17 protein-coding genes are annotated in these 16759 nt (G+C 64.8%); 8 read left to right on the forward strand and 9 right to left on the reverse strand.

The genetic code is table 11. The features are described from left to right. Nucleotides 1–79: 79 nt before the first annotated feature. From AC5ZFO_RS37595 to mddA, 4 genes are all read right to left on the reverse strand, one after another. Nucleotides 80–1288, reverse strand: a complete 1209-nt coding sequence (locus AC5ZFO_RS37595; RefSeq protein ID WP_282523095.1) for a GGDEF domain-containing protein — start codon at nucleotides 1286–1288, stop codon at nucleotides 80–82. 312 nt (nucleotides 1289–1600) lie between these two features. Next, on the reverse strand, nucleotides 1601–2350 hold the full coding sequence (locus AC5ZFO_RS37600) for a PaaI family thioesterase (protein WP_282523096.1): 750 nt from the start codon (nucleotides 2348–2350) through the stop codon (nucleotides 1601–1603). A 33-nt stretch (nucleotides 2351–2383) separates the two neighbouring features. Continuing rightward, nucleotides 2384–3361 carry an NADPH:quinone oxidoreductase family protein gene (locus AC5ZFO_RS37605; protein WP_496123443.1) on the reverse strand — a complete coding sequence of 326 codons (978 nt, stop codon included), beginning with the start codon at nucleotides 3359–3361 and terminating at the stop codon, nucleotides 2384–2386. Then, nucleotides 3358–4107, reverse strand: a complete 750-nt coding sequence (gene mddA / locus AC5ZFO_RS37610; protein ID WP_282523098.1) for a methanethiol S-methyltransferase — start codon at nucleotides 4105–4107, stop codon at nucleotides 3358–3360. Before mddA ends, AC5ZFO_RS37605 begins: the two co-directional genes overlap by 4 nt. Nucleotides 4108–4254: 147 nt before the next feature. Here mddA and AC5ZFO_RS37615 point away from each other — a divergent pair, with 147 nt between their 5' ends. Both AC5ZFO_RS37615 and cynS read left to right on the forward strand, forming a co-directional pair. After that, nucleotides 4255–5823: a bifunctional AfsR/SARP family transcriptional regulator/alpha/beta hydrolase gene (locus tag AC5ZFO_RS37615; protein ID WP_282523099.1), complete on the forward strand. Its 1569-nt coding sequence runs from the start codon at nucleotides 4255–4257 to the stop codon at nucleotides 5821–5823. Nucleotides 5824–5912: 89 nt separating this feature from the next. Next, nucleotides 5913–6401: a cyanase gene (gene cynS, locus AC5ZFO_RS37620; protein ID WP_496123444.1), complete on the forward strand. Its 489-nt coding sequence runs from the start codon at nucleotides 5913–5915 to the stop codon at nucleotides 6399–6401. Between the two features lie 66 nt (nucleotides 6402–6467). On the opposite strand, the gene AC5ZFO_RS37625 is transcribed toward cynS, so the two are convergent. Beyond that, entirely contained in the window at nucleotides 6468–6791 is a 324-nt protein-coding gene (locus AC5ZFO_RS37625; protein WP_014494124.1) for a DUF1476 domain-containing protein, read from the reverse strand. A 319-nt stretch (nucleotides 6792–7110) separates the two neighbouring features. On the opposite strand from AC5ZFO_RS37625, the gene purC reads away from it, so the two are divergent. Together purC and purS are read left to right on the forward strand one after the other, a co-directional pair. Then, the gene (gene purC / locus AC5ZFO_RS37630; protein ID WP_172782948.1) at nucleotides 7111–7878 is read left to right on the forward strand and encodes a phosphoribosylaminoimidazolesuccinocarboxamide synthase; all 768 of its coding nucleotides are present in this window, start codon (nucleotides 7111–7113) and stop codon (nucleotides 7876–7878) included. Between the two features lie 12 nt (nucleotides 7879–7890). Next, complete coding sequence (gene purS, locus AC5ZFO_RS37635) at nucleotides 7891–8130, forward strand: phosphoribosylformylglycinamidine synthase subunit PurS (protein WP_014494125.1); 240 nt, start codon at nucleotides 7891–7893, stop codon at nucleotides 8128–8130. A 13-nt stretch (nucleotides 8131–8143) separates the two neighbouring features. Here purS and AC5ZFO_RS37640 read toward each other — a convergent pair whose 3' ends face one another. Then, on the reverse strand, nucleotides 8144–9160 hold the full coding sequence (locus AC5ZFO_RS37640; RefSeq protein ID WP_282523101.1) for a magnesium and cobalt transport protein CorA: 1017 nt from the start codon (nucleotides 9158–9160) through the stop codon (nucleotides 8144–8146). Nucleotides 9161–9330: 170 nt separating this feature from the next. On the opposite strand from AC5ZFO_RS37640, the gene purQ reads away from it, so the two are divergent. The 3 genes from purQ (at nucleotide 9331) to AC5ZFO_RS37655 (ending at nucleotide 11975) form a co-directional block, all read left to right on the forward strand. After that, complete coding sequence (gene purQ / locus AC5ZFO_RS37645; protein ID WP_282523102.1) at nucleotides 9331–10032, forward strand: phosphoribosylformylglycinamidine synthase subunit PurQ; 702 nt, start codon at nucleotides 9331–9333, stop codon at nucleotides 10030–10032. After that, nucleotides 10029–11015, forward strand: coding sequence for a tripartite tricarboxylate transporter substrate binding protein BugD (locus tag AC5ZFO_RS37650; protein WP_282523103.1), 987 nt, complete (start codon nucleotides 10029–10031; stop codon nucleotides 11013–11015). Before purQ ends, AC5ZFO_RS37650 begins: the two co-directional genes overlap by 4 nt. Before the next feature lie 216 nt (nucleotides 11016–11231). Then, nucleotides 11232–11975, forward strand: coding sequence for a tetratricopeptide repeat protein (locus tag AC5ZFO_RS37655; RefSeq protein ID WP_282523104.1), 744 nt, complete (start codon nucleotides 11232–11234; stop codon nucleotides 11973–11975). 8 nt (nucleotides 11976–11983) lie between these two features. On the opposite strand, the gene AC5ZFO_RS37660 is transcribed toward AC5ZFO_RS37655, so the two are convergent. From AC5ZFO_RS37660 to AC5ZFO_RS37670, 3 genes are all read right to left on the reverse strand, one after another. Next, a complete protein-coding gene (locus AC5ZFO_RS37660) occupies nucleotides 11984–12652 on the reverse strand; it encodes a CPBP family intramembrane glutamic endopeptidase (RefSeq protein WP_282523105.1) in 669 nt (222 codons plus the stop codon). A gap of 117 nt (nucleotides 12653–12769) precedes the next feature. After that, entirely contained in the window at nucleotides 12770–13750 is a 981-nt protein-coding gene (locus AC5ZFO_RS37665; RefSeq protein ID WP_282523106.1) for a DMT family transporter, read from the reverse strand. Between the two features lie 75 nt (nucleotides 13751–13825). Then, on the reverse strand, nucleotides 13826–14305 hold the full coding sequence (locus AC5ZFO_RS37670; protein ID WP_282523107.1) for a PaaI family thioesterase: 480 nt from the start codon (nucleotides 14303–14305) through the stop codon (nucleotides 13826–13828). A gap of 183 nt (nucleotides 14306–14488) precedes the next feature. On the opposite strand from AC5ZFO_RS37670, the gene purL reads away from it, so the two are divergent. Continuing rightward, complete coding sequence (gene purL, locus AC5ZFO_RS37675; protein ID WP_282523108.1) at nucleotides 14489–16699, forward strand: phosphoribosylformylglycinamidine synthase subunit PurL; 2211 nt, start codon at nucleotides 14489–14491, stop codon at nucleotides 16697–16699. Nucleotides 16700–16759 lie beyond the last annotated feature (60 nt).

A 16759-nucleotide genomic window follows, 5' to 3' on the forward strand; every position in this document is an offset into this window, starting at 1 on the left:
CAGCAGTGGTGGGCACGGCGCTACGCGCCTTTGTCCACCCTACGAGATCGCGCTTGTGGGGTGCGTTAGTCGTACTGCGTCAGGCGGCGCTTGCGACCGGGGCTTTCGGGCCGCTCTGCTGGAGGCGACGTAACGCGGCGAGGTTGGTCTCGACCGAGGCCAGGCAGCAACGCGATTTGCCGCCTGACTTCGCCTCGTAAAGTGCTGCATCGGCGACCGCGAGCAATTCCTCGACTTCGGCGCCATGATCCGGCGACATCGCAATGCCGACGCTGGCGCCGACACCGGCGCGCACCTCGCCGCCGAGCTCATAGGAGACGGCGACCTCGCTGATGAGGCGGTGTCCCGCCTCCTGGGCCATTTCGGCCGTGACGCCGTCGACGAGCACGACGAACTCGTCCCCGCCCATCCGGGCGACCACCGCGCCGTCCGGCAGCGCCCGGCGCACGCGCCCGGCCACCGCTTTCAGGACCTCGTCGCCCGCCGCATGTCCGAACGTGTCGTTGACCGGTTTGAAGTCGTCGAGATCGAAGAACATCACAGCGAACCGTCGTTCGGCGTGGGCTCCAAGTCTGGCGCTGAGCGCCTCGACGAAGCCCGCGCGATTGAGCAGCCCCGTGAGTGCATCATGATGCGCGCGATGGCTGTTCTCGCGTTCGGCGCGCATGGTGGTGATCAGCATCCGGTTGAGGCGGAAGGCGGCGGCCGTCATCGCGGCCAGATACATCGGCACCTGGAGGTAGACGATGTAGAACAGCGGCTCGCCGGCGAACGCAGCGCCGGGGATGATGGGACCGAGGCTCAGCAGGATCATGGTCCCGGCCAGCCGCGGCGCGCCGAAATTGCGGAAGCAGATGCCGCCGACCATCGCCGCCGCCGAGAGCGAGGCCAGCATGGCGACGACCCAGTCCGCGCTGGCCAGGCTGGCAACGACGCCAAATCCAACGCTGGCGCTCCAGGCGACCGCGAGCAGGAGATGAAGGTCGGTCGGCGTCGGGCGGTGGGCACGCGCCCTGCGATGCGCGCTGACGAGCACGGCGAGGCGGGCCAGGCTGATCGCGATCTCCATGACCAGCCAGACAATGAATGGTGCGGTCTGCTTGCGGCCAGCGATCACGGCGGCGACGGCAACGGTGTTGACGGCGCCGGCAGCAAAAACCGGCAACGATCCATAGAGCTGGACAATGAGCGCGGCGCGGATGTCGTCGGGAACACCTAGCCCCGGCTCGGCGAGCCAGCGTGTCAGGCGCCAGCGTGGCGCACTGTAGAGTCCCTCGTCCGATTGCATTGCAGAGCGTCCCCGTATTCCGGGCGCCAACAACGATGACCGCTCCTAACAAGCCTTTTAAGACAGCCATCGATTGCCGGGCGTGCTTGACGCAAGGTAAACCGTCGCAAGCGCGGCCGCTGGCGTGCAGGAGAATGCGGATTGGTGCAGGCCGAAGGTGCGGCGACGGATGTGTTGCGTGATTAGAGGTAGGGAGGGCAAAGCGACTTGTCCGCCGTAGCTCGAAGAGAGCAGGCGGAAGCGTGCCCACCATGTCGCTCAACGGAGCTGAGATAGGAGTGATGGGCACGGCGCTTCGCGCCTTTGCCCACCCTACGAGGTACGCCCGAGCTGCACCTCGCGTTCCACCGCAATCCATGTCGTACGGGCCACGGCCAGCAACTTCCCGGCTTCATCGTGGAGCGCGGCCTCGGCCGTACGCTTGCGGCCGTCGCGGCCGGTTGGCCAAGCCGTGATGACGCAGCGGTCTCCGGGGCGCGGCCGGGCTTCGATCCGTGCCGACATCCGGCCCAGCAGCAGTGGCGTCTTGTCGAAGGTCGCGCTCTGCTGATCGCAATTGCAGGCAAAGCCGGTAGGACAATCGAGCGCCGACCAGAGAAATTCTGGCGCGACCAAACCATCTTCGGCTGTCAGATTAGCAGCCGGCGTCCAACTCGCCGCGAGAACGGCGTTGTGACGTCCGAGCGGACCGGCGAAGATGCGCAGGCCGTCGCCTTTCGCTCTTGCGGGACCGCAGACGAAACAGTTCGGCAGCGGATGCTCGTGCGGTTTCACAGGCGTCAGCAATTCGGCTGCGCGTGCTTCCTGCAAGGTGGCTGTCTCTACGCGCGTGAGTTCAACGCTCGTCGCTCGCCCGGTCGCGACGACTTTGGCGCCGTCGCGAAGCTCCCATGTGCCGTCGTCGGTCGCGACCGCAGCGAGCGGTTTGTCCAGGGGAGGCGGCGCGCGTAGCGTCACCTCTCCGTCGCCGGGAATGTGGCGGGCCAGCCGCCCGCAGACATAGCCGCCGTTCCCGGAGTTCGGAGGACCGCAAAAGCGCTTGTCGATGATGATCCCGGTCATCGGTTCTGTCCTCTCTTCGTCGTCGGGCCCAGTCTACCTGATCTTGAGGACAATTCGTCCCTGAACCGTGCGATTGGCGACGGCGCGCATGGCGTCGCCGGCCTCCTCCAAAGGGAGGACGCGATCGATGTGCGGGCGGATGTTTCCGTCGGCCAGCAATTGCATCAGCGTATCATTCATGCGTGCGGCTTCCGCGGAGAATTTCTCCGCCCAGGCGCCGACAAAGACGCCGATGATGGCATAGTTTTTCAGGAGAGGCAGGTTCATCGGGATCTGTGGAATTTCGCCGCTGGTGAAGCCGATCGGCATTAGCCGTCCGCCCCACTTCATCGATCGGGCCATCTGCTCGAAGATCGCGCCGCCGACATTGTCGAAGCCGATATCGATGCCGTCTCCCGATGTGATCGACTTGATCCGGTCGCGCAGGTCCTCGCTGCGATAGTTGATGACCTCGCTGGCGCCGTAACCGCGCACCAGGGCGGCCTTGTCGTCGGAGCCGACGCCGGCGACGACGCGCAGGCCGAGATGATGGCCGAGGTCGACGGCGGCAAGGCCAACCCCGCCGGCTGCGCCGGTGACGAACAGGGTTTCGCCGCGCTGCGCCCGAGCCCGCTCGACCAGCGCATAATAGGCCGTGCCGTAATTGTGCAGCACCGTCGCCGCGGCTTCGAACGCGACGCCATCCGGTAGCCGCACGCTCTTCGATTCCTTCGCAATCATCCGTTCGGCGTAGCCGCCGGTCCAGGCACTGCACGCCACGCGATCGCCGGGTGCGAACATCGTGACCTTGTCGCCGACCGCGACGACGACGCCGGAAGCTTCGGTGCCGGGCACGAAGGGCGTCGGCGGCCGCATCTGGTAGAGGCCCGAGACCAGCAGCTGGTCCATGAAGCTCACGGACGCCGCGTGGACATCGATGAGAATCTCGTCGTCGGCAGGTCGCGGCGCAGCGATCTCACCGAGGCGCAGATCCGCAGGGCCAGTGAACGAATTGCACAGAACCGCTTTCATCGGGGCGCTCCGAAAATGCGCGGCAACAGCATGGGAACGCGCCGGCGATAGTCCTGATAGGTCGCGCCGAACTCGGCGATCAGGTCCCGCTCCTCGAACTGCAGGGCGACCAGGATGTAGGCCGTGTTCGCGATCGCGAACAGCAGATGGCCGGCGGTCATCTCGGGCGTCGCCCAGAACGCGAGCAGAAAGCCCAGCATGAGCGGATGCCGCACGATCTTGTAGAGCAGCGGCGTCCGGAAGGATTGACCAGGCATGTCGGCTCCGCGCAACGCGAAGAGAGCCTGGCGCAGGCCGAACAGATCGAAATGATCGATCATGCAGGTCGAGGCGAACACGATCAGCCAGCCGAGCCAATGCACGCCGGTCAGGAGCCACGCTGTAATTCCGCTGGCCTGCCAGATCGGCGCCGGGATCGGACGCCACTGCCAGAACAGCAGCAGGAGGATCAGGCTCGAGAGCAGCACATAGGTGCTGCGCTGGCAGGCGATGGGAAGGCTTCCCGCCCACCAGCGCTTGAAGGCCGGGCGCGCCATGACGCTGTGCTGGATGGCAAACAGGCTCATCAGCAGCAGGTTGACGACGATGGCCTCACCCAAATTCGCAGGCGCGCCGACGTCGATCGACGTGTCGATTGACTTGGGCACGACATAATTGCCGACGAAGCCGAGCGCGTAGAGGAATGAAGCCGTGAAGACGGCGTAGCTCACGATGGCGTAGAGCAGGATTGCGAGGCGCGCGAACATGGTTTTTCCTATTGTGCCTGACACGGCGGTGCCGCATTCAGGAGCCTGAGCTGCTCGCTGGCGAGCGGGCTCGATCTGGCCTGACTGCTATCGCTGGACCGTCCCCTGCGCGTCCCCCGGGGCGCCGACCGGGGAGGAAGGATCTCCATGACGGCCTTTTCGCTTGGCACGTTCGGGTTCCCCGAGGTCCATGCCGACGACCGCCTGATCAAGCTGGCCTTGCGCAAGGGACTTGCGCTGCTGGTCTATCTCGCGGAAGCCAAAGCCCCCGTCGCGCGCGACGTCATTGCCACGCTGCTGTGGCCCGAGACGTCCCGCGAGACGTGCCTTGCGCGATTGCGGCGTCTGCTTCACCGCGTCGAACTCACGCTCGGCCAGGCGGTTTTCGAGACCGACCGCACAAGCTTGCGCTGGTCCCCGGAGGTCGAGCTGAAGATCGACTCGCATCTGTTCGAGAGCGCCTGCGATCGCGGTGCGTTTGAAGAGGCCTGCCGGATCTATCGCGGTGACTTCCTGGCGGGCTTTTCTCCGGACGACTGTCCCGAATTCGACGATTGGGCGTTCTTTCGCCGCGAGGCGTTGCGGGGACGGCTCGTGCAGGCGCTCGAACGTCTGGTGCAGGACAGGAATGCTGCCGGCGATCATCTCGCCGCGACACTGCATGCGGGCCGTCTGGTCGAGCTCGATCCGCTCAGCGAGGTGTATGGCCGGCACCTGATCCGCAGCCTCCTGCTTGCGGGCGACCGAAGCGCGGCGGAACGGCATCACGCCGCACTGGCGCAGCGGCTGCGCGACGAGCTTGGCGTCACGCCGGAAGCGGAGACCGAAGCGCTCATGAGTCGCGCGGCCGCGCCGCTGCGCGATGCTCTTCCAGCGACACGCTATGTGAAGGGCGCCGGCGTGCATCTGGCGTATCAGACCTATGGCAGCGGTCCGCTCGACATCCTGGTCATGCCCGGCTTCGTCTCGCATGTGGAACGCGCCTGGGAGCATCCGGCGAGCCGGACGTTTCTGGCCTCATTGATGAGACTTGGGCGGCTGATCGTTTTCGATCGCCGCGGCATCGGCCTGTCCGACCGGGTCGGATCGGCCCCCGGCATCGACGTCACCGCGGACGACATCGGCACCGTGCTGCGGGCGGCGGACTCGCGCCGCGTCGTGCTGTTTGGCGCATCCGAATGCGGGCCGGCCTGCATCAAATTTGCGGTCGAGCAATCCCGCCATGTGGCCGGGCTCATCCTGTTCGGCGCACTGGCCAAGGGCTGCTGGTCGGAGGACTATCCGCACGCACTGCGCGCCAGCCAGTATGATGCCTGGAGCAAGCACCTGATTGCGCAATGGGGCGGCCCGGTCGGGATCGAAGCCTTCGCGCCGAGCCTGGCCAATGATCCGCAGGCGCGCGCCTGGTGGGCGGGGCTGTTGCGCGCGGCGTCCAGTCCGGGCGGAATCTCCGCCGTGCTCGAGGCCTTTCGCGACGCCGACGTGCGACACCTTCTGGCGCGGATTGCGGTGCCGACGCTGGTGCTGCATCGGCGGGACGACAAGGCCGTGCGGATCGCGGCCGGGCGCGACATCGCGAGCCGGATCACCGGTGCGGAATTCGTCGAGCTCGACGGCAATGACCATTGGTTCTTTGCCGGCGACCAGCAGCCGGTGCTCGAGGCGATCAAGCGGTTCACGGAGGCTTTACCGCGTGAGGGGAGGTCGGGGCGGTGACGCCTCAAGCCTCATTTATTGGCACGTTTCGTGCCTCCCAAAGCGGCACAAACGACGTGACACGATGCCTGGCCAAGGGAGACCCTGACATGAAGCGCGAAGACCTCACCGAAAAGCTGCTCGACATCAAGCGCGAGAACGGCTGGAGCTGGAAACACATCTGCGACAAGGTCGGCGGCTATTCCGAGGTGCTGATCGTCGGTGCGATCCTCGGCCAGATGAAGCTGACGAAACCGCAGGCCGCCAATGCCGGCGAGCTGTTCGGCCTGTCGAAGGCCGAGACCACGATGCTCAACGAGGTGCCGATGCGCGGCACCGGCACGCCGATGCCGCCGACCGATCCGCTGATCTATCGCTTCTACGAGATGGTGATGGTCAACGGTCCGGCGTGGAAGGCGCTGATCGAGGAGGAATTCGGCGACGGCATTATGTCGGCGATCGACTTCGACATGGCAATGGAGCGCGTCGCCAACCCGAAGGGCGACCGCGTCAAGATCACCATGAGCGGCAAGTTTTTGCCGTACAAATATTACGGCGCCAGCGGCAATGTGCCGGAATACGGCTTCAAGGAGGGGTGAGGGACGCCAATGGCGAACAGCGAGTAGCGAATGGGCTCATTCGCTACCCGCCGCTCCCTAGTTCGCCTATTTGCCCGCCTTCACCTCGGCCGCGGCCACGGCGATCAATTCGCTCATCTTGGCGCGAATCGCCTGTTCGGTGATGGCGACGTTCTTGGCGGCGAAATCGGCCATGACCTTGCGCAGGACGTCGGCATCGCCGGCCTCCTCGAAATCGGCCGCGACCACTTCCTTGGCGTAGGCGGTGGCGGCCTCGCCGGTGATGCCGAGCTTCTCGGCGGCCCAAAGGCCGAGCAGCCGGTTGCGGCGGGCTTCCGCCTTGAATTTCTGCTCCTCGTCGAGGGCGAATTTCTTCTCGAAGCCTTCCTCGCGCTTGTCCAAACTGCTCATGCCTTTTCCAATTCCCTGCTGACTGGATCCGGCGGCCGTCGTTGCGACGGCCCCGGCGCATGCCTAGATAGGGGGCACGAATCGGCAAAACAACGAGCCGTTAAGCCGCAGGCAAGACGGTATAAGTTGATGCCGGGCGGCCGGATCGATTGTGCTGGGACAGCCAATCGGATAGGTTGCCTGAAGGCTTGGTTCCCGTTCTGTTTCCAAGGGGTTATAGACGGGTTCCCAGCCGTTCACGGCAGCTCCGCTGTGGGTCGTAACCTGGTAACCGGAGCACACCAAATACATGGATTTCAACAAAACACGGTACATCCCCATGAGCCGTCGGCGTCGTATTTATGAAGGCAAGGCAAAGGTTCTTTACGAAGGCCCGGAGCCCGGTACCCTGATCCAGCACTTCAAGGATGACGCCACCGCGTTCAATGCGAAAAAGCATCAGGTGATCGAGGGCAAGGGTGTCCTCAACAACCGGATCTCGGAGTACCTGTTTCAGCACCTCAACGACATCGGGGTGCCGACCCATTTCATCCGCCGCCTCAACATGCGCGAACAATTGATTCGCGAGGTCGAGATCGTGCCGCTGGAAGTGGTGGTGCGGAACGTTGCCGCCGGTTCGCTGTCGCAGCGCCTCGGCATCGAGGAGGGCACGCAGCTGCCCCGTTCGATCATCGAATTCTACTACAAGAACGACCAGCTCAACGACCCCATGGTGTCGGAAGAGCACATCACCGCCTTCGGCTGGGCCACGCCGCAGGAGATCGACGACATCATGGCGCTCGCCATCCGCGTCAACGATTTCCTCACCGGCCTCTTCCTCGGCATCGGCATCCGCCTCGTCGACTTCAAGATGGAGTGCGGCCGGCTGTTCGAGAACGAGATGATGCGGATCATCGTCGCCGACGAGATCTCGCCGGATAGCTGCCGTCTCTGGGACATCAAGTCGAACGAGAAGCTCGACAAGGACCGTTTCCGCAGGGATCTCGGCGGCCTGCTCGAGGCTTACACCGAAGTCGCAAAACGCCTCGGCATCCTCATGGAGAACGAGCGTCCGCAGGGCACTGGCCCGGTGCTGGTGAAGAGCTAAGAGGGATTTGACGTGAAGGCACGTGTTACCGTTACCCTGAAAACGGGCATCCTCGATCCGCAGGGCAAGGCCATCGAAGGCGCGCTGAAGTCGCTCGGCGTCGACGGCGTCGCCAGCGTTCGTCAGGGCAAGGTGTTCGACATCGAGCTTGCCGGCGCCGACAAGGCCAAGGCCGAAGCGGCGCTGAAGGAGGCCGCCGACAAGCTCTTGGCGAACACCGTGATCGAGAATTATCGGGTCGAGATCGTCTAGCCCGCGCGGCGCTTCACAGCCATCCGACGCGGCGGAAGCGCCAGTACAATCCGAGGCAGGCGAGGGCCATCATCCCCATGACGACGAAATAGCTGTATTCCCATTGCAGCTCGGGGATGTATTTGAAGTTCATCCCGTAGATGCCGGCGACTGCGGTGGGGACGGCGAGGATCGCGAGCCACGACGCGAGCGTTTTGGAGACCGCGGTCTCCTGCGCCTGTCCGACCAGCAGGCTCGCTTCGAAGGCGAAGGCCAGCACCTCGCGCATTGAATCGATGCGCTCCTGGATGTTCCTGACGTGGTCGGTGACGTCGCGGAACAGCGGCTGCATCGTCGCGCGCACCATCGCAAGCTCGTCATGCTCGAGGCGGCGGCAGACTTCCACCAGCGGGCCGATCGCGGTCCTGAGCCGCAACAGGTCGCGGCGCAGCATGTAGAGCCGCTCGATCTGCGCCTTGCTGATCGGCTTGGACAGCACGTCGTCCTCGATGCCCTCGACCTCCTCGTGGATGCTCTCCAGCACGGGCGAGTAGTTGTCGACGATGAAATCGAGGATGGCGTAGAGGATGTAGTCCTCGCCGCGCGCCAGCGCCCGCGGGCAGCTTTCGCAGCGTTCGCGCACCGGCGTGTAGGATGTCGAGGCGCCATGGCGCACCGAGACCAGATAGCTTTCGCCGACGAAGATGTGCGTCTCGCCGAAGGCGATCCGGCCCTCGATCAGTTGCGCCGTCCGCGCCACGATGAACAGGGCCTCGCCATATTGCTCGATCTTCGGCCGCTGATGGGCGTTGTTGGCGTCCTCGATGGCAAGGTCGTGCAGGTCGAACTGCTTCTGCACGGCGCCGAGCAGCGCCATGTCGGGCTCGTGCAGCCCGATCCACACCACGTGGCCGGGCTTGGCCCGCCAGCTCGAAGCCTCGCTGATGGCGATATTGGCGACACGCCGGCCGTCGACATAGGCGCCGGCGGCGATGACGCCCTGAGTGGACACCGGTTCGGAGGGGGAGGCGGGCCGCGACGGGACGTTCATGGCTTCAATCCCGGGCAAGATCGTCAGGCAAAAGTGCCGTGGCTATGGCCTGTGTACAAGGCCGCCCGGCAAGGCTAGCACTGGTAAAATCCCCGTCAAATGGCTATCTCTCTTCACGATTTTGGCCCTCTTTGGCCAGCCCGATTCCCATCACCTTCGGAACCCGAACCATGAAAGCCGCCATCCTCGTCTTTCCCGGAATCAACCGCGAGCGCGACATGGCGCGCGCATTGAGGCTGATCTCCGGCAGCGAGCCCGCGATGGTCTGGCACGCCGAGACGTCGCTGCCCGCGGGCACCGACCTCGTCGTGGTGCCTGGCGGCTTCTCCTACGGCGACTATCTGCGCTGCGGCGCGATTGCGGCGCGATCGCCGGTGATGGACGCGGTGCGCGACTATGCGGCCAAGGGCGGTCTCGTGCTCGGCGTCTGCAATGGTTTTCAGATCCTCTGCGAGTCCGGCCTGCTGCCCGGCGTCTTGATGCGCAACGCGCGGCTGAAGTTCATCTGTCACGACGTGCATCTGCGCGTCGAGCGCTCCGACACGCCGTTCACCCGCGGCTACAATGCGGGCCAGGTGATCCGCGTGCCGGTGGCGCATGGCGAGGGCAATTACGAGGCGGACGAAGAGACCATCAAGCGGCTCGAGGGCGAGGGGCGGGTGCTCTATCGTTACTGCTCGGCCGACGGCGTGGTCGATGATATCAGCAACATCAATGGCGCGGCGCAATCCATCGCCGGAATCGTCAACGACAGGGGCAACGTGCTCGGCATGATGCCGCACCCGGAGAACCACGTCGAAGACATCATGGGCTGCACCGATGGCCGCGGCCTGTTCGCCGGCCTCACTGCCCATCTGGAAAAGGCCGCGTGATCGCGTTCGTGGCGAAGCGGGCTCTCGCCGCGATCGCGGCGCTGTCGCTCGCGACATTTTCGCTCGCGACCGCCGCCTTCGCGCAGGATTTCCCCAAGCGTCCGCTCACCATGATCGTGCCGTTCGCGGCCGGCGGCACGTCGGACGTGATCGCGCGCACGGTGGCCGAGCAGATGGGCATCGCGCTCGGCCAGACCATCGTGATCGAGAACGTCGCCGGCGCCGGCGGCTCGACCGCGCTGGCGCGCGCCTCCCGCGCCGAGCCTGACGGCTACACCATCGCGATCGGCAACGCCGGCACCAATGCCGCGACCTACACGATCTATCCCAAACTGCCGTTCACGCCTGAATCCTTCGTCCCGATCGCCATGGTCGCGAAGACGTTCGGCATCATCGCGCTTCGCAAGGATTTTCCGGCGAAGGACCTGAAAGAGTTCATCGCCTACGCCAAGGCCAACCCCGGCAAGATCAATCTCGGCCACGCCGGTGTCGGCTCGTCGAATTACCTCATTTGCAAGAGCTTCGTGACGGCCGCCGGCATCGATGCGACGCTGGTCGGCTATCGCGGCGCGGCGCCTGCGCTCACCGACGCGGTCGGCAGCCAGATCGACGGCGTCTGCGACGCCGCCGCCTCCGTCTCGCAGTCGATCAACGAGAAGCTGGTGCGGGGGCTCGTGGTCGGCTCGACCGTGCGGCTGGCCACGCTGCCCGATCTGCCGACGTCTGCCGAGGCGGGCTTGCCGGACTTCGAAGCGCAGGGCTGGAATGGCCTGTTCGCACCCAAGGGCACGCCGCAGGCCGTCATCGCCAAGCTGAATGCAGCCGCGCGCACCGCGGTGGAAACCGACGCGGTGAAGAAGCGTTTTGCGGATCTGTCGACCGTTACGCCCGATCCCGACGAGCATACGCCCGAGGTGCTCCAGAAGCTCGTGACGCGTGACGTCGAGAAGTACCGGAAGATGCTCGCGGACGACGCCAAGTAGCAGCCGCCCAAATCATAGCTGCCCAAGTCATAGCGGTTTGGGCTTGCTGTCTCATGAACCTCAATCGCGTTTGAGACGACTGACTCCTCGTCGCCATCAAGGCGCGTGCATCCGGGGTCGCTGATTTCCGCGCGGATGGAAGCAACTCAAAGTTGTTTCGCTGCGCGAGTTGCGATATCAGGAAGCGTACGCTGTCGTTGTGCTCCCGGATGTCACATGCCCGTCGCTTTGGTCGTTCTGCTGCTCGATATCACGCTGATCTATCACGCGTCGCGAACCGGGCGATTGCGGCCCTGGGCTTTCATCATCCTGCTGGTGCCGATGATGGGCGCGCTCGCCTATATCGCGGTCGAACTCATCCCGGAATGGTTTTCCAGCCCCGGCGCGCGGCAGGCGCGCCAACGCGTCGCCAATCGGCTCGATCCGGAGAAGCGCTACCGCGAGCTGTCCGACCGGCTGGCTGTCACCGATACCATCGCCAATCGTGCGGCGCTGGCCGAGGAGTGCGCGAAGATCGGGCGCTACGGTGAAGCCGAGCAGCATTACGATCATATTTTGGCGCTGCCGATGGGCCACGATCCCGCCTACGCCTTCGGCAAGGCGCAAGCCGAATTCTCCGCAAAGCGTCCGGCCGATACGCTGGCGACGCTGGATGATCTTCAGAAGCAATGGCCGGACTTCGATTCCGCCGATGCGCATCTGCTCTATGCCCGCGCGCTTGCCGAGGTTGGCCGGCTCGACGAGGCGCTGGAGGAATATCACGCCGTCACCGACTATTTTCCCGGCGCCGAAGCACGGGTGCGCTACGGCATGCTGCTCCAGATGGTCGGCCGCAGCGCCGAGGCGCGCGTGGTTTTCAACGAGCTCCTGATCCAGATGCGGCGCGCGCCGAAATATCTGCGCGAGGCGCAGGCCGAGTGGCTCAACATCGCCGAGAAGCAATTGTCGGCGTCGCGCTGATTGCCGCTTCAACGCCAAACGCCAGAGAAGGCGATCAGGTCAACCAGGTAATGCACGAGCACGACCGGCCAAAGCGCACCTGAGCGCCGGTACATCGCCATGAAAAGGATGCCGGTTGTTGCGGCAAGCAGGATGTTTCCGATCCCGCTCCACCAATGAAAGGCGCCGAAGATCAGAGACGTCATGAGGATAGCAAAGACCCCATCGCCCAGGTAAGGCTGTGACGCGTTCCGAAGCAATCGCCTGAAAATGATCTCTTCACTGGCCGCGACCAGCGCCAAGCCAACGATGAGATCGAAGACGTTGAGCCAGCCGGTCGGGTGCGGGTATTTGCCAATGACGGTCGCTGGCAATGTCGCATTGATGAGTCGTCGCGGCCACTGACTCAAGCGGTCCAGCAGTACAATTCCTGCGATCCAGACCCCGATCTCAAGAAAAGAAATCCGGCGTTGCTCGCGTCGATAGGCAACAGCACGTGCTGCAGGAATCGCTGCAAGGATGGCCAGGGCGGCGATCCGCCCGGCATAGTCCCAGACAAGCCAACCCGCCGCAGTGTGCTGATGCAGTCGCATGAGCTGGGATGCAAATAGCGGAACAAGCGCGAGTGCGAACCACCAAATGCTGGGCACGCGATCGGCTTTTGAATCGCCAATGGCGTGTGGTGAACGACTGTCCATGCTGGGCCTTGAGGGAGGGATGCATCACGACAGGCTTGCGCGCGACTACCTCACATTCGTCCATCATGTGTCAATCAGGTTGTGACTGTGCCTTAGTGCGCCTCGTTGCGTTAGCACTCAGAGCCTGCGCAATCGTCCAAGCCACCGCTTGTAAACATCGCCCGGGATCGTCATCGTGGCGACGCCGGCCATGACCAGCACGAGACCGAGCGCGAGGTTTGACGGCACGGATTCGCCGAGCAGCACGATCGATAGTGCGACGCCGATCGGAATCCGCAAGTATCCCTGCGCGTTGGTGGTCAGCGTGCCGAGCCGAACCAGGCACATGTAGAACAGCATCAATCCCAGCGCGCTGGAGATGATGCCCATGGCGATGGTGGCGACGATTGCCGTCGGCGTCGGGTGCAGTGTCCAGGGCTGGTCGATGATCAGCGAGGGCGGCAGCAGCACGAGGCCACCGAACAGCAGCGAGCCGGTCGCCACCACCATCGGATCGTATTCGGAGAGCCGCAAGCCAAAGATGGTCGCGCAGGCAAAGGAGATGGTGGCGAGCAGGATCGCGATCTCGGCCACGATCTCGCCACTGAAGCCGCGCAGCGCGTCGAGACCGACGATGGCGATGGTGCCGGCAAGGCCGAGAATTGCGCCCACGAGCTTCAGCAGCGTCGCCGGCTCATGCCGCGTGATCAACGACGTGATCAGGAAAGCGAAGATCGGCGTCGTCGAGGCCAGCACCACCGTGTTCGACGCCGGCACATATTGCTGCGACCAGGTGATGACCAGGAACGGAAAGGTCGAGTTGATCAGCTGCTGGACTGCGAACAGCTTCCAGGCCTTCGCATCGGTCGGGAGCTTGAGGCCGCGCACCCACAGGATCGCGAACAGAAAGGCGGCCGCGATCAGCGAGCGCGCCGAGATGAAGGTGACAGGCGGGATGGTGGGAAGCGCGAGCTTCGCCAGCGGATAGGTGGAGCTCCAGCAGCAGGCGAGCGCGAACAGCAGCGCATAGTCGCGCCAGTTGCGGACGCCGGTGGCGATGATGGATGGCGACGATGATGCGGCGGCCGCCGTGCGGCCCGACGATGTGCTCTGCGGCACCTTGTTCCTGCTCCCCCGCGCCAGAGCGCTTGTCGCAAGTCTGGGCGAGGGGGTGCGAAAAGGGAAGGCGTCGAGCTATGCGTTTGGCTGGAGTGCCGGCTTCCGCTTCACCCGCTTGATCGTCCCGGAGAAGGTGAACAGCGGCCGCCCGGCCGAGGTCAGCTTGCCCCGCAGGAAGATCAGCGAGCCGCCGGCGCGGGACACTTCGCCGGCGCATTCGACCAGCTCGCCCTTGCGGGCCGCGTCGAGGAAATCACAGGCGAAATTCGTCGTCACGGCCGGGCCATCCAGCTCGTGGGTGGCGATCGCGAACAGGCAATAGTCGGCGAATGCCATGAAGCAGCCGCCGTGGACGTTTCCGGAGCCGTTGAGGTGCTTCTTCTCGACCCGGAAGGCCGAGCGGACGCTGCCGTCTTCCTCGACTTTGTGCCAGAACGGGCCGATATGGCTCTCAAAGCTGTCGCGAATCCAGGTTCGCCAACCCTTGAACTCACCTTCGGTGGCCACGTGCAGGTCGGGGCGGCGGGTGGATGGGACTTTGGTCAGCACGTGCAAGGAATTGGGCCTTCAATTACGGGTCTTTAGCCCTTAAATCCGATCCGTCCGCACCTTGCAATTCCTGTTCCCGCATCCCCCGGCCGCAAAACGTGGGACAGCGGGAAAATGCGCCATAAAGGGCTTTTCGTAGGCCCCCGATCTTCCTAAGAACGGCAAAACGCCGCCGAAAGCCCCGAATCCATGAAGAACGAACCCAAGATCACCCCCGAACTGGTTGCCGCCCACGGGCTCAAGCCCGACGAGTACGAGCGCATCCTGAAGCTGATCGGGCGGGAGCCGACCTTCACCGAGCTCGGCATCTTCTCGGCGATGTGGAACGAGCACTGCTCGTACAAATCGTCGCGTATCCATCTGCGCGGCCTGCCGACCAAGGCGCCCTGGGTGATCCAGGGCCCCGGCGAGAATGCCGGCGTGATCGATATCGGCGACGGCCAGGCCGTGGTCTTCAAGATGGAGAGCCACAACCACCCGAGCTACATCGAGCCCTACCAGGGTGCGACCACCGGCGTCGGTGGCATTCTGCGCGACGTCTTCACCATGGGCGCGCGTCCCATCGCCTGCCTCAATGCGCTGAGCTTCGGCGCGCCCGAGCATGCCAGGACGCGGCATCTCGTCTCCGGCGTGGTGGCCGGCGTCGGCGGCTATGGCAATTCCTTCGGCGTGCCGACGGTCGGCGGCCAGGTGCGTTTCCACACCCGCTATGACGGCAACATCCTCGTCAACGCGATGGCCGTGGGCCTCGCCGACGCCGACAAGATCTTCTATGCGGCCGCTTCCGGCGTGAACATGCCGATCGTCTATCTGGGCTCCAAGACGGGGCGCGACGGTATCCACGGCGCCTCGATGGCCTCGGCCGAGTTCGACGACAAGTCCGAGGAGAAGCGCCCGACCGTGCAGGTCGGCGATCCCTTCGCCGAAAAACTGCTGCTCGAGGCCTGCCTCGAGATCATGGAGAAGGGCTGCGTCATCGCGATCCAGGACATGGGCGCGGCCGGCCTGACCTGCTCGGCGGTCGAGATGGGCGCCAAGGGCGACCTCGGCGTCGACCTCGATCTCGACGCGGTGCCGACCCGCGAGACCGGCATGAGCGCCTACGAGATGATGCTCTCGGAAAGCCAGGAGCGCATGCTCATGGTGCTCAAGCCCGAGAAGGAAAAGGAAGCCGAGGCCATCTTCAAGAAATGGGGCCTCGACTTCGCCGTGGTCGGCTACACCACGCCGAGCAAGCGTTTCGTGGTCAAGCATGGCGGCGACGTCATGGCCGACCTGCCGATCAAGGAGCTCGGCGACGAAGCGCCGCTCTACGATCGCCCGCACGTGCCCTCCGCTGCGCTGCCGGTCGTGCATGCGCGCGACGTGCCGGCGCCGATGGGCGTCGGTGCCGCGCTTGAGAAGCTGATCGGCACGCCCGACATGTGCAGCAAGCGCTGGGTCTGGGAGCAATACGACCACGTCATCCTCGGCAACACCTTGCAGCGTCCCGGTGGCGACGCCGCCGTCGTGCGCGTGCAGGACGGGCCGAAGGGGCTGGCGCTGACCGTCGACGTCACGCCGCGCTATTGCGAAGCCGACCCGTTCGAGGGCGGCAAGCAGGCGGTGGCGGAAGCCTGGCGCAACATCACCGCGGTCGGCGGCAAGCCGCTCGCGATCACCGACAATCTCAATTTCGGCAATCCTGAACGGCCCGAGATCATGGGCCAGTTCGTCGGCTGCCTGAAGGGCATCTCGGAGGCCTGCCGCACGCTCGATTTCCCGGTCGTGTCCGGCAACGTCTCGCTCTACAACGAGACCAACGGCCGCGCGATCCTGCCGACACCTTCGATCGGCGGCGTTGGCCTGCTCGATGATTTCACCAAGTCCGCTTCGCTGGCCTTCAAGGCCGAGGGCGAGGCGATCCTCCTGGTCGGCGAAACCCACGGCTGGCTCGGCCAGTCGGTCTATCTGCGCGACATCTGCGGTCGCGAGGAGGGCGCGCCGCCGCCGGTCGACCTCGCGGCCGAGAAGCGCAACGGTGACTGCGTGCGCGGCATGATCCATGCTGGCACTGCGACCGCGGTGCACGATCTCTCCGACGGTGGCCTCCTGATCGCGCTCGCCGAGATGGCGATGGCCAGCGGCATCGGCGCAAAACTGCTGGCGGCGCCGGCGGCGCTCGTGCCGCAGGCCTATTGGTTCGGTGAGGACCAGGCGCGCTATCTCGTCACCGTGCCGGAAGCGGACGCCGGCCGCGTGCTGGCCAAGATGCGTGGCTGCGAGGTGCCCTGCGTGCGCATCGGCACCACCGGCGGCGATGCGATCGCGATCGCGGGCGAGGCGCCTGTTACGATCGATAGCCTGCGGAAATCGTTCGAGCGCTGGCTGCCGGAGTATATGGGCGGGAAGGCGGCCTGAGCCGCCGCCGCGAACTCCGTCATTGCGAGCGAAGCGAAGCAATCCAGACCGTCTCCGCGG

The organism is Bradyrhizobium sp. Unk1 (assembly GCF_059512345.1).